At 72.0% G+C, this 18,404-nt stretch carries 18 protein-coding genes; 5 read left to right on the top strand and 13 right to left on the bottom strand.

What is annotated here, in order from left to right; translation table 11 throughout:
• Window positions 1-70: 70 nt before the first annotated feature.
• Complete coding sequence (gene folP / locus AAT21_RS07875; protein ID WP_046776018.1) at window positions 71-931, top strand: dihydropteroate synthase; 861 nt, start codon at window positions 71-73, stop codon at window positions 929-931.
• Between the two features lie 58 nt (window positions 932-989).
• Here folP and AAT21_RS07870 read toward each other — a convergent pair whose 3' ends face one another.
• Both AAT21_RS07870 and dapE read right to left on the bottom strand, forming a co-directional pair.
• Window positions 990-1,748 carry an LOG family protein gene (locus AAT21_RS07870; RefSeq protein WP_046776017.1) on the bottom strand — a complete coding sequence of 253 codons (759 nt, stop codon included), beginning with the start codon at window positions 1,746-1,748 and terminating at the stop codon, window positions 990-992.
• Window positions 1,749-1,812: 64 nt separating this feature from the next.
• Complete coding sequence (dapE, locus tag AAT21_RS07865) at window positions 1,813-2,892, bottom strand: succinyl-diaminopimelate desuccinylase (RefSeq protein WP_046776016.1); 1,080 nt, start codon at window positions 2,890-2,892, stop codon at window positions 1,813-1,815.
• A 78-nt stretch (window positions 2,893-2,970) separates the two neighbouring features.
• On the opposite strand from dapE, the gene AAT21_RS07860 reads away from it, so the two are divergent.
• Together AAT21_RS07860 and AAT21_RS07855 are read left to right on the top strand one after the other, a co-directional pair.
• On the top strand, window positions 2,971-3,963 hold the full coding sequence (locus AAT21_RS07860) for a hypothetical protein (protein ID WP_046776015.1): 993 nt from the start codon (window positions 2,971-2,973) through the stop codon (window positions 3,961-3,963).
• Between the two features lie 298 nt (window positions 3,964-4,261).
• A complete protein-coding gene (locus AAT21_RS07855) occupies window positions 4,262-4,618 on the top strand; it encodes a hypothetical protein (RefSeq protein WP_046776014.1) in 357 nt (118 codons plus the stop codon).
• A gap of 66 nt (window positions 4,619-4,684) precedes the next feature.
• On the opposite strand, the gene dapC is transcribed toward AAT21_RS07855, so the two are convergent.
• Window positions 4,685-5,779, bottom strand: a complete 1,095-nt coding sequence (gene dapC / locus AAT21_RS07850) for a succinyldiaminopimelate transaminase (protein ID WP_046776013.1) — start codon at window positions 5,777-5,779, stop codon at window positions 4,685-4,687.
• A 106-nt stretch (window positions 5,780-5,885) separates the two neighbouring features.
• On the bottom strand, window positions 5,886-6,215 hold the full coding sequence (gene fdxA, locus AAT21_RS07845; RefSeq protein WP_030027294.1) for a ferredoxin: 330 nt from the start codon (window positions 6,213-6,215) through the stop codon (window positions 5,886-5,888).
• Between the two features lie 117 nt (window positions 6,216-6,332).
• Here fdxA and AAT21_RS07840 point away from each other — a divergent pair, with 117 nt between their 5' ends.
• Both AAT21_RS07840 and AAT21_RS07835 read left to right on the top strand, forming a co-directional pair.
• Window positions 6,333-7,319 carry a GNAT family N-acetyltransferase gene (locus AAT21_RS07840; RefSeq protein ID WP_046776012.1) on the top strand — a complete coding sequence of 329 codons (987 nt, stop codon included), beginning with the start codon at window positions 6,333-6,335 and terminating at the stop codon, window positions 7,317-7,319.
• Window positions 7,217-8,110: a transglutaminase-like domain-containing protein gene (locus AAT21_RS07835; RefSeq protein ID WP_412180302.1), complete on the top strand. Its 894-nt coding sequence runs from the start codon at window positions 7,217-7,219 to the stop codon at window positions 8,108-8,110. The genes AAT21_RS07840 and AAT21_RS07835 overlap by 103 nt, the downstream gene beginning before the upstream one ends.
• Window positions 8,111-8,521: 411 nt before the next feature.
• On the opposite strand, the gene AAT21_RS34895 is transcribed toward AAT21_RS07835, so the two are convergent.
• The 9 genes from AAT21_RS34895 to AAT21_RS07790 form a co-directional block, all read right to left on the bottom strand.
• The gene (locus AAT21_RS34895; RefSeq protein ID WP_046776010.1) at window positions 8,522-10,534 is read right to left on the bottom strand and encodes a peptidoglycan binding domain-containing protein; all 2,013 of its coding nucleotides are present in this window, start codon (window positions 10,532-10,534) and stop codon (window positions 8,522-8,524) included.
• A 205-nt stretch (window positions 10,535-10,739) separates the two neighbouring features.
• On the bottom strand, window positions 10,740-11,123 hold the full coding sequence (locus AAT21_RS07825) for a DUF6113 family protein (RefSeq protein WP_046776009.1): 384 nt from the start codon (window positions 11,121-11,123) through the stop codon (window positions 10,740-10,742).
• Window positions 11,120-12,016 carry an N-acetyl-1-D-myo-inositol-2-amino-2-deoxy-alpha-D-glucopyranoside deacetylase gene (gene mshB / locus AAT21_RS07820; protein WP_046776008.1) on the bottom strand — a complete coding sequence of 299 codons (897 nt, stop codon included), beginning with the start codon at window positions 12,014-12,016 and terminating at the stop codon, window positions 11,120-11,122. Before mshB ends, AAT21_RS07825 begins: the two co-directional genes overlap by 4 nt.
• A 107-nt stretch (window positions 12,017-12,123) precedes the next feature.
• Window positions 12,124-12,318 carry a hypothetical protein gene (locus AAT21_RS07815; protein ID WP_030036986.1) on the bottom strand — a complete coding sequence of 65 codons (195 nt, stop codon included), beginning with the start codon at window positions 12,316-12,318 and terminating at the stop codon, window positions 12,124-12,126.
• A 360-nt stretch (window positions 12,319-12,678) separates the two neighbouring features.
• The gene (locus AAT21_RS07810; protein WP_046776007.1) at window positions 12,679-13,743 is read right to left on the bottom strand and encodes an ABC transporter ATP-binding protein; all 1,065 of its coding nucleotides are present in this window, start codon (window positions 13,741-13,743) and stop codon (window positions 12,679-12,681) included.
• Window positions 13,736-14,719 (bottom strand): ABC transporter ATP-binding protein, encoded by a 984-nt coding sequence (locus tag AAT21_RS07805; protein WP_046776006.1) that lies wholly within the window; start codon window positions 14,717-14,719, stop codon window positions 13,736-13,738. The genes AAT21_RS07810 and AAT21_RS07805 overlap by 8 nt, the downstream gene beginning before the upstream one ends.
• Before the next feature lie 12 nt (window positions 14,720-14,731).
• Window positions 14,732-15,658: an ABC transporter permease gene (locus AAT21_RS07800; protein ID WP_200904351.1), complete on the bottom strand. Its 927-nt coding sequence runs from the start codon at window positions 15,656-15,658 to the stop codon at window positions 14,732-14,734.
• An 85-nt stretch (window positions 15,659-15,743) separates the two neighbouring features.
• A complete protein-coding gene (locus AAT21_RS07795) occupies window positions 15,744-16,667 on the bottom strand; it encodes an ABC transporter permease (RefSeq protein ID WP_046776004.1) in 924 nt (307 codons plus the stop codon).
• Between the two features lie 88 nt (window positions 16,668-16,755).
• A complete protein-coding gene (locus AAT21_RS07790; protein WP_046776003.1) occupies window positions 16,756-18,384 on the bottom strand; it encodes a peptide ABC transporter substrate-binding protein in 1,629 nt (542 codons plus the stop codon).
• Window positions 18,385-18,404 lie beyond the last annotated feature (20 nt).

The following is an 18,404-nucleotide window of genomic DNA, read 5'->3' as shown; positions in this document are numbered from 1 at the left end:
TGAGAGACTCCGGCCACCAGGTTAAGGTCGCAGGCGAGGCGCGAGGGCCGCCGAAGGAGGAAAGAGCAGGATGCTGCGACTGGGCAGGCGCGAGTTCGACACCCACGAGCCGGTGATCATGGCCATCGTGAACCGGACTCCGGACTCCTTCTACGACCAGGGCGCGACGTTCCGCGACGAGCCGGCGCTGGACCGGGTGGAGCAGGCGGTCGCCGAGGGCGCGGCGATCATCGACATCGGCGGGGTCAAGGCGGGCCCGGGCGAGCACGTGGACGCGGCCGAGGAGGCGCGGCGCACGGTCGGTTTCGTGGCCGAGGTCCGGCGCCGCCACCCGGACGTGGTGATCAGTGTGGACACCTGGCGGCACGAGGTCGGCGAGGCCGTGTGCGAGGCCGGGGCGGACCTGCTGAACGACGCGTGGGGCGGGGTGGACCCCCGGCTCGCCGAGGTCGCGGCGCGCCACGGCGTCGGCCTGGTCTGTACGCACGCCGGTGAGGTCGAGCCGCGCACCCGGCCGCACCGGATCGCGTACGAGGACGTGATGGAGGACATCCTGCGGGTCACGGTCGGGCTCGCCGAACGTGCGGTCTCCCTCGGTGTCCGGCGGGACGCGATCATGATCGACCCGGGTCACGACTTCGGGAAGAACACCCGCCACTCGCTGGAGGCGACCCGGCGGCTGGCGGAGATGACGGATACGGGCTGGCCGGTGCTGGTCTCCCTGTCCAACAAGGACTTCGTCGGCGAGACCCTCGACAAGCCGGTCAAGGAGCGGCTGCTGGGCACCCTCGCCACCACGGCCGTCTCGGCCTGGCTGGGCGCCCAGGTCTACCGCGTCCACGAGGTTGCCGAGACCCGGCAGATCCTGGACATGGTCCGCTCGATCCAGGGCCACCGCCCCCCGGCAGTAGCCCGCCGCGGCCTGGCCTGACGCCCCGGCGGCCGGCCCGGTCCCGCGGGCCGGCCGCGGCCGGCCCGCGGCGGTGGTGCTACTTGCCGACTTCCTTCGTCACCAGGGCGATCGCCTCGTCCACGTCGTCGGTGACGTGGAAGAGGTAGAGGTCCTTCTCCGAGGCCTTGCCCTGGGCGATCACCGTGCCCCGCAGCCAGTCGACCAGGCCGCTCCAGTACTCCGTGCCGAACAGCACGATGGGGAAGCGGGTGATCTTCTGGGTCTGGACCAGGGTCAGCGCCTCGAACAGCTCGTCCAGCGTGCCGAGGCCGCCGGGCAGCACGACGAAGCCCTGGCTGTACTTCACGAACATCGTCTTGCGGACGAAGAAGTACCGGAAGTTCAGGCCGAGATCGACGTGCTGGTTGAGCCCCTGCTCGAAGGGAAGCTCGATGCCGAGGCCGACCGAGATCCCGTCCGCCTCGCGGGCGCCCTTGTTGGCCGCCTCCATCGCTCCCGGACCGCCGCCGGTGATCACCGCGAACCCGGCGTCGACGAGCGCGCCGCCGATCCGCACGCCCGCCTCGTACTCGGGCGAGCCCTCCGGGGTGCGGGCCGAGCCGAACACGCTGATCGCGGGCGGCAGCTCGGCCAGCGTGCCGAAGCCCTCGATGAACTCCGACTGGATGCGCAGGACCCGCCAGGGATCGGTGTGCACCCACTCGGAGGGCCCGGCGGAGTCCAGCAGCCGCTGGTCCGTCGTACTGCCGGCCTGCACCTGGCTGCGCCGCCTCAGCACCGGCCCGAGCTGCTGCTCCTCGGGCCGACGACGAGCGTTGCCTTCGGGGTTGCCCATGATGTGCTCCCTCCTGCTGATCGTTGGATCAGGGTAGGCGCACGAAGGTGACGGGAAGCGGAATTCAGGAGGTCAGCCAGGCGCGGAGTCGTTCCTCGCAGTGCAGGATCGCCTTCGTCTCCACGCGCTCGTCCACCTTGTGGGCCAGCAGGGCGTCGCCCGGACCGTAGTTCACCGCCGGGACGCCGAGCGCGCTGAAGCGGGAGACGTCCGTCCAGCCGAACTTCGGCATGGCGCGGCCGCCGACCGCCTCCATGAACGCGGCCGCGGCCGGGTGGGAGAGGCCGGGGAGGGCGCCGCCGGAGAAGTCGTCGATCACGAACTCGTCGACACCGCAGTCCGCGAAGACCTCCCGGACATGGCCGATCGCGTCGTCCATGCTGCGGTCCGGGGCGAAGCGGAAGTTGACCGTCACAGTGCAGGCGTCGGGGATGACGTTGTTGGCGACGCCGCCCTCGATACGGACCGCGTTGAGGCCCTCGTGGTACTCCAGGCCGTCGATGACGGGCTTGCGGGCCTCGTACGCCGCGAGCCGGGCCAGGATCGGGCTCGCCGCGTGGATGGCGTTGGAGCCCATCCAGCTGCGGGCGGAGTGGGCGCGCTCGCCGGACGTGCGCAGCAGCACCCGCAGGGTGCCCTGGCAGCCGCCCTCGACCTCGGCGTTCGAGGGCTCCAGCAGGACCGCGAAATCGCCCGTGAGCCAGTCGGGGTGGGCCTCGGCGACCTTGCCGAGACCGTTGAGGTCGGCGGCGACCTCCTCCTGGTCGTAGAAGACGAAGGTGAGGTCGCGGTTCGGCTCGGGCACGGTCGCGGCGATGCGCAGCTGCACGGCGACGCCGGACTTCATGTCGGTGGTGCCGCAGCCCCACAGGACGCCGTTCTCGTCGAGGCGCGACGGGACGTTGCCGGCGATCGGCACGGTGTCGAGGTGGCCGGCCAGTACGACGCGCTCGGCGCGGCCGAGGTGCGTGCGGGCGACGACGTTGTTGCCGAAGCGGTCCACGGTCAGGTGGGGCAGGCCGCGCAACGCTTCTTCCACGAGGTCGGCGAGTACCTTCTCGTCGCCGCTCACGGAAGGGATGTCGACGAGCCGGGCGGTCAGCTCGGCGGCGTCCAGGGTGAGGTTCAGCTCGGATTCGGACATGGAACTGACCCTAACGCCCCGGGGTGTGGCGAAGCGTCCCTCGTCCGCCCGGTGGACGCGCCATATGCCTCAAGTACGGTGGGCCGCGTGTCCGAGATCCGTGAACCCCGTCCTCGCCGCCGCAGGCTGCTGCGTGTGGTCGTCGGCCTGCTCGTTCTCCTTTCGGTGATCGGGTACTTCGCCGTGCAGCGCGCCTCGGTCGGCGGTGGCGCGCCCTTCTGTGTCGCCAGTGCGGACGCGTCCGGTCGTGACGGCAGCTCCGACAAGTACGAGATGTCCCCGGAGCAGGCGGCGAACGCGGCGACGATAGCCGCCGTCGGCATCGCCAAGGGGCTGCCCGACCGGGCCGTCACCATCGCCCTGGCGACCGCCATGCAGGAGTCCGCCCTGCGCAACCTCGACCACGGCGACCGCGACTCGCTGGGCCTCTTCCAGCAGCGGCCGTCGATGGGCTGGGGCACGCCGGAGCAGATCACGGACCCGGTCTATTCGGCCGCGATCTTCTACGACCATCTCGTCGACGTGCCCGGGTACTCGCGGCTGCCGCTGACGGTGGCCGCGCAGAAGGTGCAGCGCAGCGGTTACCCGCAGGCCTACGCCAAGCACGAGCCGGACGCGACCGTGCTGACCGCGGCCTTCGCCGGCGGCGGCGTCCTGGACTGCGGCGGGCCGGCGCCCACGGAACCCGGCGACCCGGAGAAGGTGCGGGAGGGCCTGGTACGGATCTTCGGCAAGGACGGGATGCACACCTTCGGGCCGGAGGGCGGCCAGGGCGGTCAGGCGGGCCGCAACGGCGGCGGTGGCCGGGTGGTCCAGGAGCCCGAGGTCGCGATGGTGGAGAAGAAGGAGGCGGGCGAGGCCGCGACGCGCCGCAGCCGGGCGATGGCCCACTGGGCGGTGGCCAACTCGCGCGAGCTGGGGATCGCCAGGGTGTCCTACGACCTGCGCGGCTGGGTCGCGGGCAAGGACCGGGGCCGGTGGCAGGACAAGGGCGGCGCGGGCGCGAAGAACGGCGACGCCGATCCCTACGGCGCGGCCCCCGGCGAGGTCCGGATCTTCCTGGCCCGCTGATCCGTGCGGACGCCGTGCGGACGCCGGGCGGAGCCCGCACGGGGCGCGCGGAGGCGTTCGGGAGCACCCCGGGGGCACCCGGCCGCGCGTACGAGTGATCACTCCTGCGGGGGTGATCACCATCGTGCCCGCCGGGCCCGGGAACGCACGGAACCCCTGGTCGGCGCGATCCGGTGCGCTTGTCGCGGAAGCCGATTAAACGATGCGTTACCGATCCTTTACCCGGCGGTGCCGCAACTCCACCCGCCCCGCGAGCGGTTAGGCAGGCCGTACTCAGCCGCTACCGCTTAGGAGCATCATGTCCCTCCCCCTGACCCGTCGGATCGCCCGTGCCGCGCTGCTCGTCGCAGCCGGGGCAGCTCCCGTGGTCGGTGCGGCCGGCGCAGCCAACGCCGCCGGTCTGGAGTCCGTGCCGCAGCTGGGCGCACTCACCGCCACGGACGCCCCCGAGGCGACCGCCGAGACGGCCACGGGAACGGCCGCCGACGCCCTCGGCAACGCGGGTGCCGCCACCAAGTCCCTGCCGGCGCCCGCGTCCGACCTGGCCGGCCAGGCGGGCGGCCTGCTCGGCGGCCTGCCCACGACCCAGGAGCTGCCGGTCTCCTCGCTGCCCCTGGGCGGTGGCCTGCCCGGCGGCCTGCCGCTGGGCGGCTGACGCCCGGAGAACGCCGAGGGGGCCGGGAGTGGCAGACACTCCCGGCCCCCTCGGGCATGTCACCGGTCAGCCGAGGCGCTTGACCGCGGCCTCCACGCGCTCGTCGGTGGCGGTGAAGGCGACGCGCACGAAGCGCGCGCCCGCCTCGCCGTAGAAGTCGCCGGGCGCCACCAGGATGCCCAGGTCCGCGAGGTGGGCCACGGTGTCCCAGCAGGGCTCGTCCCGGGTCACCCACAGGTACAGGCTCGCCTCGCTGTGCTCGACGCGGAAGCCGTGGGCCTCCAGGGCCGTCCGGAGCGCCGCACGGCGGGCCGCGTAGCGCCCGCGCTGCTCGGCCACGTGCAGGTCGTCGCCGAGCGCCGCCACGGTGGCCGCCTGGACCGGGGCGGGGGTCATCATGCCGCCGTGCTTGCGGATCTCCAGCAGCTCCCCGAGCACGTCCGCGTCGCCCGCGACGAAGGCCGCCCGGTAGCCCGCCAGGTTGGAGCGCTTGGAGAGGGAGTGGACCGCCACGATCCCCTCGTAGGAGCCGCCGCACACGTCGTCGTGGAGGACGGAGACGGGCTCGGCCTCCCAGCCCAGCTCCAGGTAGCACTCGTCGCTGAAGAGCAGGATCCCGTGCTCCCGCGCCCAGGCCACGATCCGGACCAGTTCGTCCTTGTCGAGGACCTTGCCGGTCGGGTTCGACGGGGAGTTGAGCCACAGCAGCCGCACACCGGCCGGGTCGAGCTCGGTGGGGTCGTCGTAGACCACCGCCTCGGCGCCGCACAGCCGCGCGCCGACCTCGTACGTCGGGTAGGCGAGCCGGGGGTAGGCGACCTTGTCGCCGGCGCCGAGACCGAGCTGGGTCGGCAGCCAGGCCACCAGTTCCTTGGAGCCGACGACCGGCAGGACGTTGCGGTGCCCGGCGGCGCTCGCGCCGAGCCGGCCGCGCAGCCAGCCCGTGATGGCGTCGCGCAGCTCCTTCGTGCCCCACACCGTCGGGTAGCCCGGGGAGTCGGCCGCGTCGATCAGGGCCTGCCGGACCAGCTGCGGAACCGGGTCCACGGGCGTGCCGACGGACAGGTCGACGATGCCGTCCGGGTGGGCCGCCGCCGTCTTCTTGTACGGCTCCAGCTTGTCCCAGGGGAAGGCGGGAAGACGGTCGGATACTGCGGCCACGGTGGTCTCTGCTCTCTGTGCGTACGGGTGGGACGGGTCGGAAAACACCGCGGTCCCGTGCGGCGGGAAGGCCGTACGGGACCGGGGGTCGCTTCTGCCGTGAAGGTCAGTGCTCGCCGTTGATACCGGCGGGCAGCCCCGCGACGAAGGGGTGGTCGCGCTCGATCAGGCCCAGCTTGGAGGCACCACCGGGCGAGCCGAGCTCGTCGAAGAACTCGACGTTCGCCTTGTAGTAGTCCTTCCACTCCTCCGGAGTGTCGTCCTCGTAGAAGATGGCCTCGACCGGGCAGACCGGCTCACACGCACCACAGTCGACGCACTCGTCCGGGTGGATGTACAGGGACCGCTGGCCCTCGTAGATGCAGTCGACGGGGCACTCTTCGATGCATGCCTTGTCCTTGACGTCGACACAAGGCTCCGCGATGACGTAGGTCACGCTCTCGTTCCTCCTCGGTAGGGCTTTCCATATCGCGCGGGAGCGCGGCGTCGTCGATGCCCGCACCTAGTATCTCCGTTCCCGGGCACGATCCGAACAGGAGGGGCGGACAGAGCTGTGGAAATCACTGCCGGAGGACTGCTGGAGGTCCGAATCACCCCGGCTGACGTGGGTAAACGTGTCTCTGTACGACGGGTGGAGACCGGACTGAGCGGATCACCCGAGTTCACGGACACGGTCGGAGTTCTCACATCCTGGGACCAGGGTGTGCTGCTGATCACAAAGAAGAACGGCCAGTCCGTCCGGATCACGCAATCGTCGCTGGTGGCGGGCAAGGTCGTGCCCGCGGCGCCGGCCCGCCGGCGGGGTCCGGCGGCCTCCTTCGAGGAGCTGTCGAGGGTCTGCGCGCGGTCCTGGCAGCCGCTGGAGAGCGAGCCGCTGGGCGGGTGGACGCTGCGCGCGGCAGCGGGGTTCACACGGCGGGCCAACTCCGTACTACCGGCCGGCGACCCGGGGATACCGCTGGACGATGCACTCGCCCGAGTGACCTCCTGGTACGCGGAACGAGGACTTCCGGCCTATGTGCAGGCCGCCACGGGAGCCGCCGGAACGCAGGAGCTGCTCTGCGCGGAGCTGGAGCGCCGCGGCTGGGCGTCCGAGGCGTCGGCGGAGGTACGGATCGGGGCGCTGGCCCCGGTGGGCGACGTGGACGCGCCCGCGAGCGGGTCCGTGACGCTGACCCGTGTCCCGGACGAGGAGTGGCTCGGGCGCTACGGGAGGGTCTCCGACCCGGACGTGGCCCGGCGGGTCCTGGTGGAGGGGCCGTCGGTCTGGTTCGCCTCACTGCCCGGCGGGCGGGCGATCGGACGGTGCGTGGTGGACGGCCGGTGGGCCGGCTTCGCGGCGGTGACGGTCGATCCGGAGCACCGGCGGGAGGGGCTCGCGACGGCCGTGATGGCCGCCCTGGCGCGGCGGGCGCTGGAGGAGGGCGCCTCGGCGGCGTGGCTGCAGGTGGAGACGGACAACGCGGGGGCGCTGGCGCTGTACGACGGGCTGGGCTTCGCGGCGCACCACTCCTACCACCACTTCCGGGCGGCCCGGTGAGCACGCCGGCCCGGCGGGAGCAGTTCGCGGAGCAGGCCCGGTCGGAGCGGCCGGACCTGGCGCTGATGTGCCTGCTGCTGGCGGCGGAGGCGGACCCGGAGCTGGACGAACAGGCCATGGACCGGGCGCAGATCGAGCTGGACCGGCTGGCCGGGATGTTGCCGTACGGCCTGCGGGGCGGCCGGGCGTGGGCCACGGCGGTGACGGAACTGCTGGGCGGGCGCCTGGGGTTCCACGGCACCCCGGCGGACTACGAGCGGCTGTCGTCCTCGCTGCTGCACGAGGTGCTGCGGCGCCGGCGTGGCCTGCCGATCCTGCTGTCGGTGGTGTGGCTGGAGGTCGCCCGGCGGGCGGGCGCGCCGGTGTACGGGCTGGGGCTGCCGGGGCACTTCGTGGTGGGCTTCGGCGACCCCGAGGAGGGCGTGGTCGTGGACCCGTTCGCCGGGGGCGCCTCGCTGGGCGCGGGGCCGGCGGAGCTGGCGGCGGGGCCCCGTACGCCCGCCAGGACGCTGGACATCGTGCTGCGGATCCTGACCAACATCCGGGCGTGGGCCTCGACCCGTCCGGAGCACTCGGGCGTGGCCCTGTGGGCGCTGGAGCTGTCGCTGCTGCTGCCGTCGCATCCGGCGTCGCTGCGGTACGAGAGGGCGCGGCTGCTGGTGGAGCGGGGCTCCTTCCGGGAGGGGGCGGCCGAGCTGGACGCGTACGCCGATGTGGTCGCCGCGGTGGACGACGACGCGGCGGCCCGCATCCGGGCCGAGGCGGTCTCGGCGCGCGCCCTGCTGAACTGACGCCTCGTGCGCCTGCCGCTCCCGCTGGGGGTGCGGGGCCGGGGGTGCGGGGGCCACGCCGGGGGCTCGGGGGTGCGGGGTCACGCCGGGACCGGGCGCACGCCGGGGTGTCTCCTCGGGCGCCGAACGGTACTCGGGGCCGGAACGGGCGCGGTGGTGCGTTCGGCGCCCTGCGGGGATCATCCCGGCATCCACCCGGCCCCGACGTGACCGGGCGTGGTGCGCTCGCCGGCGCGGGCTTCGGGGCGATCCCCGCAGGGCGCCGGACGCACCGCTGCCGTGCGTTCCGGCCCCGGGCTCCGTTCCGCGGCCGGGGAGACGCCCCGGCAGGGCGCCGGACGCACCGCCGGAACAGGCCGTCCGGCGGGCATGACGAGGCCCCCGCCCGGGGGGGCCTCGTCGTGCCGGATGTCAGCTGGGGTTGGTGTCGATGACCACGGTTCGCTCGGCCGGGGTCTTGCCGCGCAGGGCCTTGCCGAGCGCGCCGGCGACGTCCTGCGGGGTGACCGCCGTCTTGGCACCGGTGCCTCGGGTGATCAGGACGCCGTCGAAGGTGTTCCCGTAGGTCGACTTGAGCGCCTCCAGGTCGAACTTCTCCGTGAGGCGGCCGTCCACGGCCTGCATGCTGAGGATCTTGGGCAGTGACAGCTTGCCGAACGCGATGGACTTGGCGCCCGCCTTGACGGTGGCGTTGGCGGACATCGCGGGCTCGGCGAACTCCTTCATCGCGCGGTCCAGTTCGGCCTGGCCCACGACCGGTTCCCTGGTGGCGGTCGGCAGCTGCACGACGGCCGCCTTGCCGGTGCCGACCTGGTCGCGGAAGGCCTTGGTGACGAGGTCGACCGAGCCGTCCACGTCCAGGCCGGTGCCCGCCTTGCCGGGGACGGCGACGGCCTTGCCGCCCTCGAAGGTGATCGTGCCCTCGGTGACGGAGCCCGCGGTGCCCGCGAGTTCCTGCAGCGCGACCCGGAGCTTCTCCTCGTCGACGGGCATCACGGCGTCGGCGACCCGCTCGTTGCCGAGGAGCGAGCCGATGACCGTGATGGGGTTGTAGTCGCTGCCGGCCGCGTTGCGGACCGTGGTCTGGGCGTCCAGGGTCAGGCCGGCCTTGTCGGGCTTCAGCTCGACCGGCTTGCCGCCGACGCTCAGCTGGATCGGGGCCGCGGCGCGGGTGCCGAAGGCCGTCTGCAGCTTCGCGGCGGCCTCGTCGCGGCTGCCGCTGATGTCGACGCCGAGGACGGTGGTGCCCTTGGGGACGTCGGAGTGGTTCAGGAGCAGCCCGGCGCCGTAGGCCACGCCGACGAGTGCCACGATGCCGCCGCCGACGAGGACCAGCTTCGAGCGGCCCTTCTTGGCGGGCTTGGCGGCGGGCTTGGCGGCGGCCTTCTTGTCCGCGGGCGGCGTGGGCCGGGGCGCGGCCGGCGCGGGCGCCGGCACCGGGGTGGGCAGCGGGCCGTCCAGGTCGGGACCGGGCCAGCCCGCGGCCGCCGGACCGCCCGCGGCGGGGCCGGAGCCGAAGCCGGGGCCACCGGTGGGGCCGGCGGGAGCGTCGGCGTGGCTGTCGTAGACGGGGAACGCCTCGGTGGACGGGCCGCCGTCGCCGTGGTCGGTGCCGTATGCCGGGAAGCCCTGGGTCGCTCCGACGCCGGGGCCGCCGGGCATCGGGGCCGCCGGGGCGGGCGCCTGCGGCTGGGCGTAGCCCGTGCCGTAGTCGGCGACGGGCGGCGGCGGGGTGGTGCGCGGCGGCGCGTACGCGGCGTCCTGCACCGGCGGGGCGTACCCGGCGTCCGGCGCGGGCGGGGCCTGGACGTGCGGCGGGTACGCGGCGCCGGGCGCGGGAGGCGTCGGCGTCGCGCCGGGCACCCGCTTGGCGAGCGGCGGCGCCGGGGCGGCCGCCGGCATCTGCGCGGCGGCGGGCGCCGCGGGCGCGGGCGCGGCGGCGGGCGGCTTGCGCGGCGCGAACCAGTTGTTGGCGGCCGGCTCCTCGGCCTGCGGCGGGGCCGGGTCCGGCTCCGGCGCGGCCTCGACACGGGTCGGCCGGGGCCCCGGACGCTGCGCGAGCGGGGGCCTGTCCTGCTGCCCGGGTCCCTGCCCCGGCTCCGGCGGGGTCTGCGCCCCGGTGCCGGACGTGCCGGAGTTGGTGCCCATCGACTTGCGCACGACCACCGGCGGGATCGGCCGCGAGCCCGGAATGTTGATCCGGATCCGGGTCGTCAGGGTGGTCTCGGTCTTGGGCCCGTCGGATTCAGGCGTGGACGGATTCGAGGTCACAGGGTTCTCCTCCGGGGCGGTCGCCGCGCCAGGCCCGGGTGGCACAGTCGTGGACGGGTACTGGCCGGTTCCGTACGGCGGTGTACCCGAGGGGTAGGCGGCTCCACCGGACCCCTTGGGCCCGGAGGACGAACTGTCGGTTTCACGACTCAAGGCAGGTTCTCCCGGTTGGCTCCGCCGCCCGTCATACCGTGCGCGGGCAGCTCGGCGGCCCGTCCACCATACTGGCCGCCGCCCGCACGCAACTGACTGCCGGGGATCAGGGGTTCCTCAGAGAGCCCGCCGAACCGCCCCGGAGCGCCGTACGCGACCCCGTCCGCGCACCTCGGCCGGACTCCCTACGAGGTCCGACACCACGTCACTTGACGGACCGTGCGGCCGAAACCGGCCGATCCGCCGGAAGGGTGACCGTGGCACACATCACAGCCAGCACCGCCCCACCCAAAAGGTAGGCGTACATGCCGATTCCGGACGAACTGAGCAGGAAGTCCCCCTCGGGGCGCGGGACGCCGAGCATCACGTAGGAAAGGAACCAGCCGAGGACCCCGCCGCCCACCCCGAGGCCGGTCCCGAGGGCGATCCGGCCGCCGAGGAACAGCCCGAAGAGGGCCAGCAGTGCGAGCAGCAGCCCGCCGGGGAACCACAGGTCCACGACCAGCCAGCCGGCCAGGCCGGTCAGGGCGCCCAGCACCAGCAGGCCCAGGCAGCCGGCGATCCGGCCCGCCGTCAGGGCGCCGGTCACGCCTCCACCCCCGCGAAGAGGTCGTGTTCACGCTCGCCCGCCGCCGCGCCCGGCCGGCCCTCGGCCAGTTCGTAGTACTCGCGCGCGAACAGCGGCTGCGCCAGGTCGTTGGAGAGCGCGAAGAAGGGCCCGTCCACGGCGATCTGGGTGGCGTGGGCCCGCATGGCGGCCGTCTTGGCCGCCACCAGGGCCTCGTCGGCGTCGATCTCGGCGGTGATCCGCTCGTCGTCGACGACGCCGGGGACGTCACGCGGCGAGGCCATTCCGGGGAAGGGCACCTCGGTCCGGGCGGCGCCCAGCCGGGCGAAACCCTCCTCGACCACCGAGAGCGGCACGCGGTTCCAGTAGATCTTGCCGATCGTGTGGGGGTCGCCGAGGTCGCGCCGGTAGGCGGTCTCCGCGGCCAGTTCGGCCGCGCGCATGGCGACCCGGTGGGCCTGGATGTGGTCCGGGTGGCCGTAGCCGCCGTCGGGGTCGTAGGTGACGAGCACCTGCGGGCGCAGCTCGCGGATCACCTCCACGAGGTACGCGGCGGCCTCGTCCACGTCGGCGGACCAGAAGGCCTCCGGGCGGCGGTTCTGCGGGGCGCCCATCATCCCGGAGTCCCGGAAGCGGCCGGGGCCGCCGAGGAACCGGTGGTCGTGGACGCCCAGTTCGGCCATGGCGGCGGCGAGTTCGCCGATCCGGTGCGGGCCGAGGGTGTCGTCGCGGTCGGCCGTCAGGTGGGCGAGTGCGGGCGGAATGACCTCGCCCTCCTCACCCAGGGTGCAGGTCACCAGCGCGACGTGGGCACCCTGGGCCGCGTACTTGGCCATGGTGACGCCGTTGTTGATCGACTCGTCGTCGGGGTGCGCGTGCACGAAGAGCAGACGACGGGCGGGAAGACCGTTCATGGGCCTAGCGTAGGGGGTGCCCCGCGCCGGTCCCGGCCTGCCCGCCCCGCCCCGCCCGGCGGGCCCCGGCGAACGACCGCCGGGGCGCGGCCCAGAGGGTGTCCGACCTAGAACTTGATGCCGCTGATCATGCTGGCCACGTTCGAGGTGAGCTGGCTGAGCGTCGGGGCGATGGTGGAACTCGCCAGGTAGAAGCCGAGGAGCACACAGACCACCGCGTGTCCCGCTTTCAGGCCCGCACGGCGGACCAGCAGGAAAACGATGATCGCCAGCAGCACCACGGCAGAGATCGAGAGTGCCACGGCGTTTCACCTCCACGTCGAGCGGACATCGGTACGCGTATTCGTGCTCGGCGAGAGTCATACCCACCGTGCGCTACGGATCATAACTATCCGTGCCAGCGCATCGATCGAAATCCGGCAGCACAAGGGGCGCATGCCGCGCACGGTCGGGGTCACACGCGGGCCGGCCGGGGGGCGTTTGCGCCCCCCGGCCGGCTGTCGGCACCCGCACGGCCGCACAGCACCCAGGCTGCCTGCCCCAGATCTCGGGGCAGAAACGGTCAAGTTGCCCGCAGGTAAACCGAGTTGGGATTCGATGCCCGCCCTTGCAGCCGGACCGCCGCGGGTGGCCGGAAATCATCGGTCCCCGTGGGGATCGTCTCAGTCCGTGTCCTTCCCGACGGGCCGCCCGCCCTCCTGCGGCGGCATGTGCGGGACCACCCGCTTCTCCGCCGCGAAGTGACACGCCGAGGGATGCGCCGCCGGGCCGGAGGTGAAGACCTCCGGGACCGCGAGCAGCGGGACCTCCGTCGTGCAGCGCTCCTGGGCCTTCCAGCAGCGGGTGCGGAAGCGGCAGCCCGACGGCGGGTTGGCCGGGGACGGGACGTCGCCGGAGAGGATGATCCGCTCACGGTGGGCGCGCGCCTGCGGGTCGGGGACCGGCACGGCCGAAAGCAACGCCTGCGTGTACGGATGGGTGGGGTGCTCGTAGATCTCGGCGTCGGTGCCGATCTCGACGATCCGGCCGAGGTACATGACGCCGACCCGGTCGGAGATGTGCCGCACGATCGAGAGGTCGTGCGCGATGAAGACGTAGGACAGGCCGAACTCGTCCTGCAGCTTCTCCAGCAGGTTGACGACCTGCGCCTGGACGGAGACGTCCAGGGCGGAGACCGGCTCGTCGGCGACGATGATCTCGGGCTGGAGGGCCAGGCCGCGGGCGATGCCGATGCGCTGGCGCTGGCCGCCGGAGAACTGGTGCGGGTAGCGGTTGATGTACAGGCCCAAGTCCGGGACGACGTCCAGGAGCTCCTGGACCTTGCGGCGCCGGTCGCCCTTCGGAGCCACCTCGGGGTGGATCTCGTACGGCTCGCCGATGATGTCGCCGACCGTCATGCGCGGGTTCAGCGAGGTGTACGGGTCCTGGAACACCATCTGGATGTTGCGGCGCACTGCCTTCAGCGCGCGCCCCGACAGCCGGCTGATGTCCTCGCCCTTGTACGTGATCGAGCCTGCGGTCGGCCGTTCCAGGCTGACCAGCATCCTGGCCACGGTGGACTTGCCGCAGCCGGACTCGCCGACGATGCCCAGCGTCTCGCCGGCGCGCAGACCGAAGGAGACCCCGTCGACGGCCTTGACCGCCCCGACCTGCTTCCTGAACAGGACGCCCTGGGTCAGCGGGTAGTACTTGACCAGGTCCTTCACTTCGAGAAGGGACTCAGCCATGCAGGCACTCCTTCCAGAAGTGGCAGGCGCTGGCCCGCGCCACGGGCGACTCGGTCACCGGGTACAGCGGCGGGACGTCGCTGCGGCAGAGCTCCTGCGCCATCGGGCAGCGCGGGTTGAAGGCGCAGCCGGGCGGGATGCGGAGCAGGTTGGGCGGCAGGCCCTTGATCGCGTACAGCTCCTGGCCCTTCTGGTCCAGGCGCGGGATCGAGTCGAGCAGGCCGCGCGTGTACGGGTGCGCGGGCGCCTTGTAGATCTCGTGGACGGGGGCCGCCTCGACGATCCGGCCCGCGTACATGACCGCGATCTTGTCCGCGACGTCGGCGACCACGCCGAGGTCGTGGGTGATCAGGATGAGGCCCATGTTGAGCTCCCGCTGGAGCTCGGCCAGCAGGTCCATCACCTGCGCCTGGACGGTGACGTCCAGGGCCGTCGTCGGCTCGTCCGCGATGATCAGCGAGGGTTCCAGGGCCAGCGCCATGGCGATCATGATGCGCTGGCGCATACCGCCGGAGAACTGGTGCGGGTAGTCCCCCACCCGCTGCTTCGCCGCCGGGATCCGCACCCGGTCCATCAGCTCGACGGCCTTGGCCCGGGCGTCCTTGCGGGACATCCCGCGGTGGACCTCGTACATCTCACCGAGCTGTTTGCCGACGGTCAGCACCGGGTTCAGGGCGGACAGGGCGTCCTGGAAGATCATCGCCATCTCGGCGCCGCGGATCCTGCGCCGCTCCTCCTCCTTCATCCTCAGCAGGTCACGGCCTTTGAAGAGGATCTCGCCGCCGGCGATCCGGCCCGGCGGCACGTCCAGGATCCCCATCACGGCCTGGGCGGTCACGGACTTGCCGGAGCCGGACTCGCCGAGCACGGCGAGGGTCTCGCCCTCCTCCACCGAGTAGTCGACCCCGTTGACCGCCTTCGCGACACCGTCGCGCGTCGTGAATTCCACGTGCAGGTCGCGGACTTCGAGCAGCATGTACGGGGCTCCTCAGCGCAGCTTGGGGTCGAGGGCGTCGCGCACCGCGTCGCCGAGCATGATGAAGGCGAGCACGGTGATGCTCAGCGCGCCGGCCGGCCAGAGCAGCATGTGCGGGGCGTTGCGGATCTGCGAGGCCGCGTTGGAGATGTCGATGCCCCAGGAGACGGTGGGCGGGCGCAGGCCGACGCCGAGGAAGGACAGGGTCGCTTCCAGGGCGATGTACGTGCCGAGCGCGATCGTGGCGACGACGATGACGGGCGCGACGGCGTTGGGCGCCACGTGCCGCAGCAGCATCCGGGCGTTGCCGGCGCCCAGGGCCCGGGCGGCCTGGACGTAGTCGTTCTGTTTGGCGGTGATCACCGAGCCGCGGGCGATGCGGGCGATCTGCGGCCAGCCCAGGAGCACGATGAACCCGACCACGGGCCAGACGGTGGTGCTGGTGACGACGGACAGGAAGACCAGGCCGCCGAGGACGACCGGGATGCCGAAGAAGATGTCGGCGACCCGGGAGAGCAGGGAGTCGCCCCAGCCGCCGAAGAATCCGGCGAGGCCGCCGAGGGCGGAGCCGAGCAGGGCCGCGCCGAGGGTGGCGCAGACGCCGACGGTGATGGAGGCGCGGGCTCCGTAGACGGTGCGGGTGTAGACGTCGCAGCCCTGGGTGTCGTAGCCGAAGGGGTGGCCGGGGGCGGAGCCCTGCTGGGACTTGGAGAGGTCGCACTGCAGGGGGTCGCCGCTCGCGATGAGCTGCGGCCAGATCGCGATGAGGACGAGGAAGAGGATCAGGGCCGCGGAGACGATGAAGACGGGATTGCGGCGCAGCTGGTGCCAGGCGTCGGACCACAGGGAGCGGGCCCGCTCCCGGGGGCCGGAGGCGCCCGGTCCGGCGGTCTTCTCGATGCCCTCGACGCTCTCGGCCTCGTCCAGTGCCAGATCCATGGGTCCCCCTTGGCCCGTGGGTGAGACCGCCTCCTTCGGGCGGGGGCCGACCGGGTCGTAGCCGGCGGGTTCGGGGCGCTCGGGATCAGGCATAACGGATCCTCGGGTCCAGGACCGCGTAGAGCAGGTCGACGAGCAGGTTCGCCAGCAGGAAGACGATGACGAGGATGGTCACGAAGCCGACGACCGTGGGCGAGTTGTTGCGCAGGATGCCCTGGTAGAGCTGGTAGCCGACGCCGTGGATGTTGAAGATCCGCTCGGTGACGATGGCGCCGCCCATCAGGGCGCCGATGTCGGTCCCGATGAAGGTGACCACCGGGATCAGGGAGTTGCGCAGCAGGTGGCGGGTGACGACCCGGCTGCGCGGCAGGCCCTTGGCGGTGGCGGTGCGGACGTAGTCGGCCTTGACGTTCTCGGCGATGGAGGTGCGGGACAGGCGCGTGACGTAGGCGAGGGAGACCAGCGCGAGGACGATGCCGGGCAGGATCAGCTCGTTCAGCGGGGCGTCCGGGGAGACGGTGGGCCGTACCCAGCCCCATTGGACGCCGAAGAGGTACTGCAGGAGGTAGCCCGTCACGAAGGTGGGCACCGAGATGACCACGAGGGTCATCACCAGCACCGTGGTGTCGACGGTCCGGCCGCGGCGCAGGCCGCTGATCACGCCGAGGGTGATGCCGATGACGATCTCGAAGAAGATCGCGACCAGCGTCAGGCGCAGGGTGACGGGAAAGGCGGCGGCCATCAGTTCGGTGACGGACTGTCCGTTGAAGGCGGTGCCGAAGTCGCCCCGGAAGATCGCGCCCATGTAGTGGAGGTACTGCTTCCACAGGGGCTGGTCGAGGTAGAGGTCCTTGCGGATACGGGCGGCGGTGGCGGGGTCGGGGGCCTTGTCGCCGAAGAGGGCCGCGACCGGGTCACCGAGCGCGTACACCATGAAGAAGATCAGGAACGTGCTGCCGATGAACACCGGGATCATCTGGAGCAGCCGCCGGATCACATAACGTCCCATGGAATGCTCCATGCTGTGGGCGGGCGCGGCGGGCGGCCCCCCGCGGGCCGGGGGGCCGCCCCTCGGGGGGCCGGGATCCGGGTGGGGGTCAGATCACCTTGATCTGGTCGTAGACGGGGACGCTGAACTGGTTGAGGGCCACGTCCTCCAGGCGCTCGGAGTAGCCGGCGCTGCCGTTCTGGTACCAGAGCGGGATGGACGGCATCTGCTCGGCGAGGATCTTCTCCGACTCCTGGAAACTGGCGATCGCCTTGGCCGCGTCGCTCTCCCGGTTCGCCTGGTCGACGAGGTCGTCGAACTGCTTGTTGCTGAACTTCCCGTAGTTGGAGGAGGCGCCGGTGTAGTAGAGCGGCTGCAGGAAGTTCTGGATCAGCGGGTAGTCGGCCTGCCAGCCGGAGCGGAAGGGGCCGGTCAGCTTGTAACTGCTCTGCTGGTTGCGGAAGTCGGCGAACGTGCCGACCGGGTTGACCGTGCAGACCGGTCCCTCCCCCAGCGCGTTGTTGATGCTGTTGCAGACGGCGTCCATCCAGTCGCGGTGCGAGCCGGTGTCCACGTTGGAGGTCAGCGTGACCTTGCCGCCCGGCAGACCGCCGCCCTCCTGGATCAGCTTCTTCGCCTCGGCCGGGTCGTAGACGCAGGCGTCGCCGCAGACCGTGGATGAGAAGCCGCCCTTCTCCCCGAGCGCCGGCGAGGTCCAGTCCTTGGCGGGCGTCCGGGTCTCCCGAAAAATCTGCTTAGTAATCTCGTCACGGTTGATGGCCCGCGAGATGCCCTGGCGGACCTTCTCCATGCCCGGCTTGCTCCACTGCGGGTCGTACAGCGGGAAGGTGAGGGTCTGGATGATCAGGGCCGGCTGGTTGATGTACCGGTCGCCGAGGTCGTTCTTGACGTTCTTCAGCTGCTGCGCCGGGACGTCGTCGACGAGGTCGAGGTTGCCGGAGATCAGGTCGGTGTAGGCGGTGTTGTTGTCGGTGTAGACCTTCAGGTCCACACCGCCGTTCTGCGCCTTGTCCGCACCGGGGTACGCGTCCCACTTGCGCAGCTTCATCCCGGTGCCCTTGCTGTACGAGTCCACCGTGTACGGGCCGTTGCCGACGGGCTTGTCCAGCCAGCCGCTGTGGTCGGTGAAGAAGGACTTCGGGAGCGGGGAGAAGGCCTGGTAGCCGAGGGTCTCCGGCCAGGTGGAGAACTTGTCCTTGAGGGCGACGGTGAAGGTCTTGGGATCCTTGACCACCAGTCCGGACATCGTCTTCGCCCTGGGATCCCCCGACGCCGGGTGCACGTCGTCGTAGCCGACGATGTCGGAGAAGAACGGCGAGTTGTTCTGCTTGTTGCGCACGTCCGCGCCGTAGTTCCAGGCGTCCACGAAGGACTGCGCGGTGACCGGCTCGTCGTTGCTGAACTTCCAGCCGTCCTTCAGCGTGATGGTGAAGTTCTGGCTGTCCGTCGTCTGGATGGACTCGGCGAGCATGTTCGTGGCCTCGCCGGTCTTGGGGTCGTAGCGCTTGAGGCCTCGGAAGAGCATGTCGAGGACCTTGCCGCCCTGCACCTCGTTGGTGTTGGCGGGCTCCAGCGGGTTCTGCGGGTCGCCCCACGAGGAGCTGATGATGCCCGCCTCGCCGCCTCCGCCGCTGTCGCTCCCGCCGCCGCAGGCCGTCGCCGCGAGGGCGACGGCCACCGCACATGCGGCCCACTGGGCGTGGGTGGCTCCGCGCATGGAGTGCCTCCTATGGCTCC

This window comes from Streptomyces yangpuensis (assembly GCF_001005295.1).
Lineage (GTDB): Bacteria > Actinomycetota > Actinomycetes > Streptomycetales > Streptomycetaceae > Streptomyces > Streptomyces yangpuensis.
The sequence above is the reverse complement of the archived record's forward strand: the minus strand, read 5'-3'. Positions and strand labels throughout refer to the sequence as shown.

Coding starts and splice junctions, on each gene's coding strand:
- folP (WP_046776018.1), top strand. CDS start 71: ATGCTGCGACTGGGCAGGCGCGAGTTCGACACCCACGAGCCGGTGATC.
- AAT21_RS07795 (WP_046776004.1), bottom strand. CDS start 16,667: ATGGGACGTTATGTGATCCGGCGGCTGCTCCAGATGATCCCGGTGTTC.
- AAT21_RS07870 (WP_046776017.1), bottom strand. CDS start 1,748: ATGGGCAACCCCGAAGGCAACGCTCGTCGTCGGCCCGAGGAGCAGCAG.
- AAT21_RS07805 (WP_046776006.1), bottom strand. CDS start 14,719: ATGCTGCTCGAAGTCCGCGACCTGCACGTGGAATTCACGACGCGCGAC.
- AAT21_RS07855 (WP_046776014.1), top strand. CDS start 4,262: ATGTCCCTCCCCCTGACCCGTCGGATCGCCCGTGCCGCGCTGCTCGTC.
- dapE (WP_046776016.1), bottom strand. CDS start 2,892: ATGTCCGAATCCGAGCTGAACCTCACCCTGGACGCCGCCGAGCTGACC.
- AAT21_RS07800 (WP_200904351.1), bottom strand. CDS start 15,658: ATGGATCTGGCACTGGACGAGGCCGAGAGCGTCGAGGGCATCGAGAAG.
- AAT21_RS07790 (WP_046776003.1), bottom strand. CDS start 18,384: ATGCGCGGAGCCACCCACGCCCAGTGGGCCGCATGTGCGGTGGCCGTC.
- AAT21_RS07810 (WP_046776007.1), bottom strand. CDS start 13,743: ATGGCTGAGTCCCTTCTCGAAGTGAAGGACCTGGTCAAGTACTACCCG.
- mshB (WP_046776008.1), bottom strand. CDS start 12,016: ATGAACGGTCTTCCCGCCCGTCGTCTGCTCTTCGTGCACGCGCACCCC.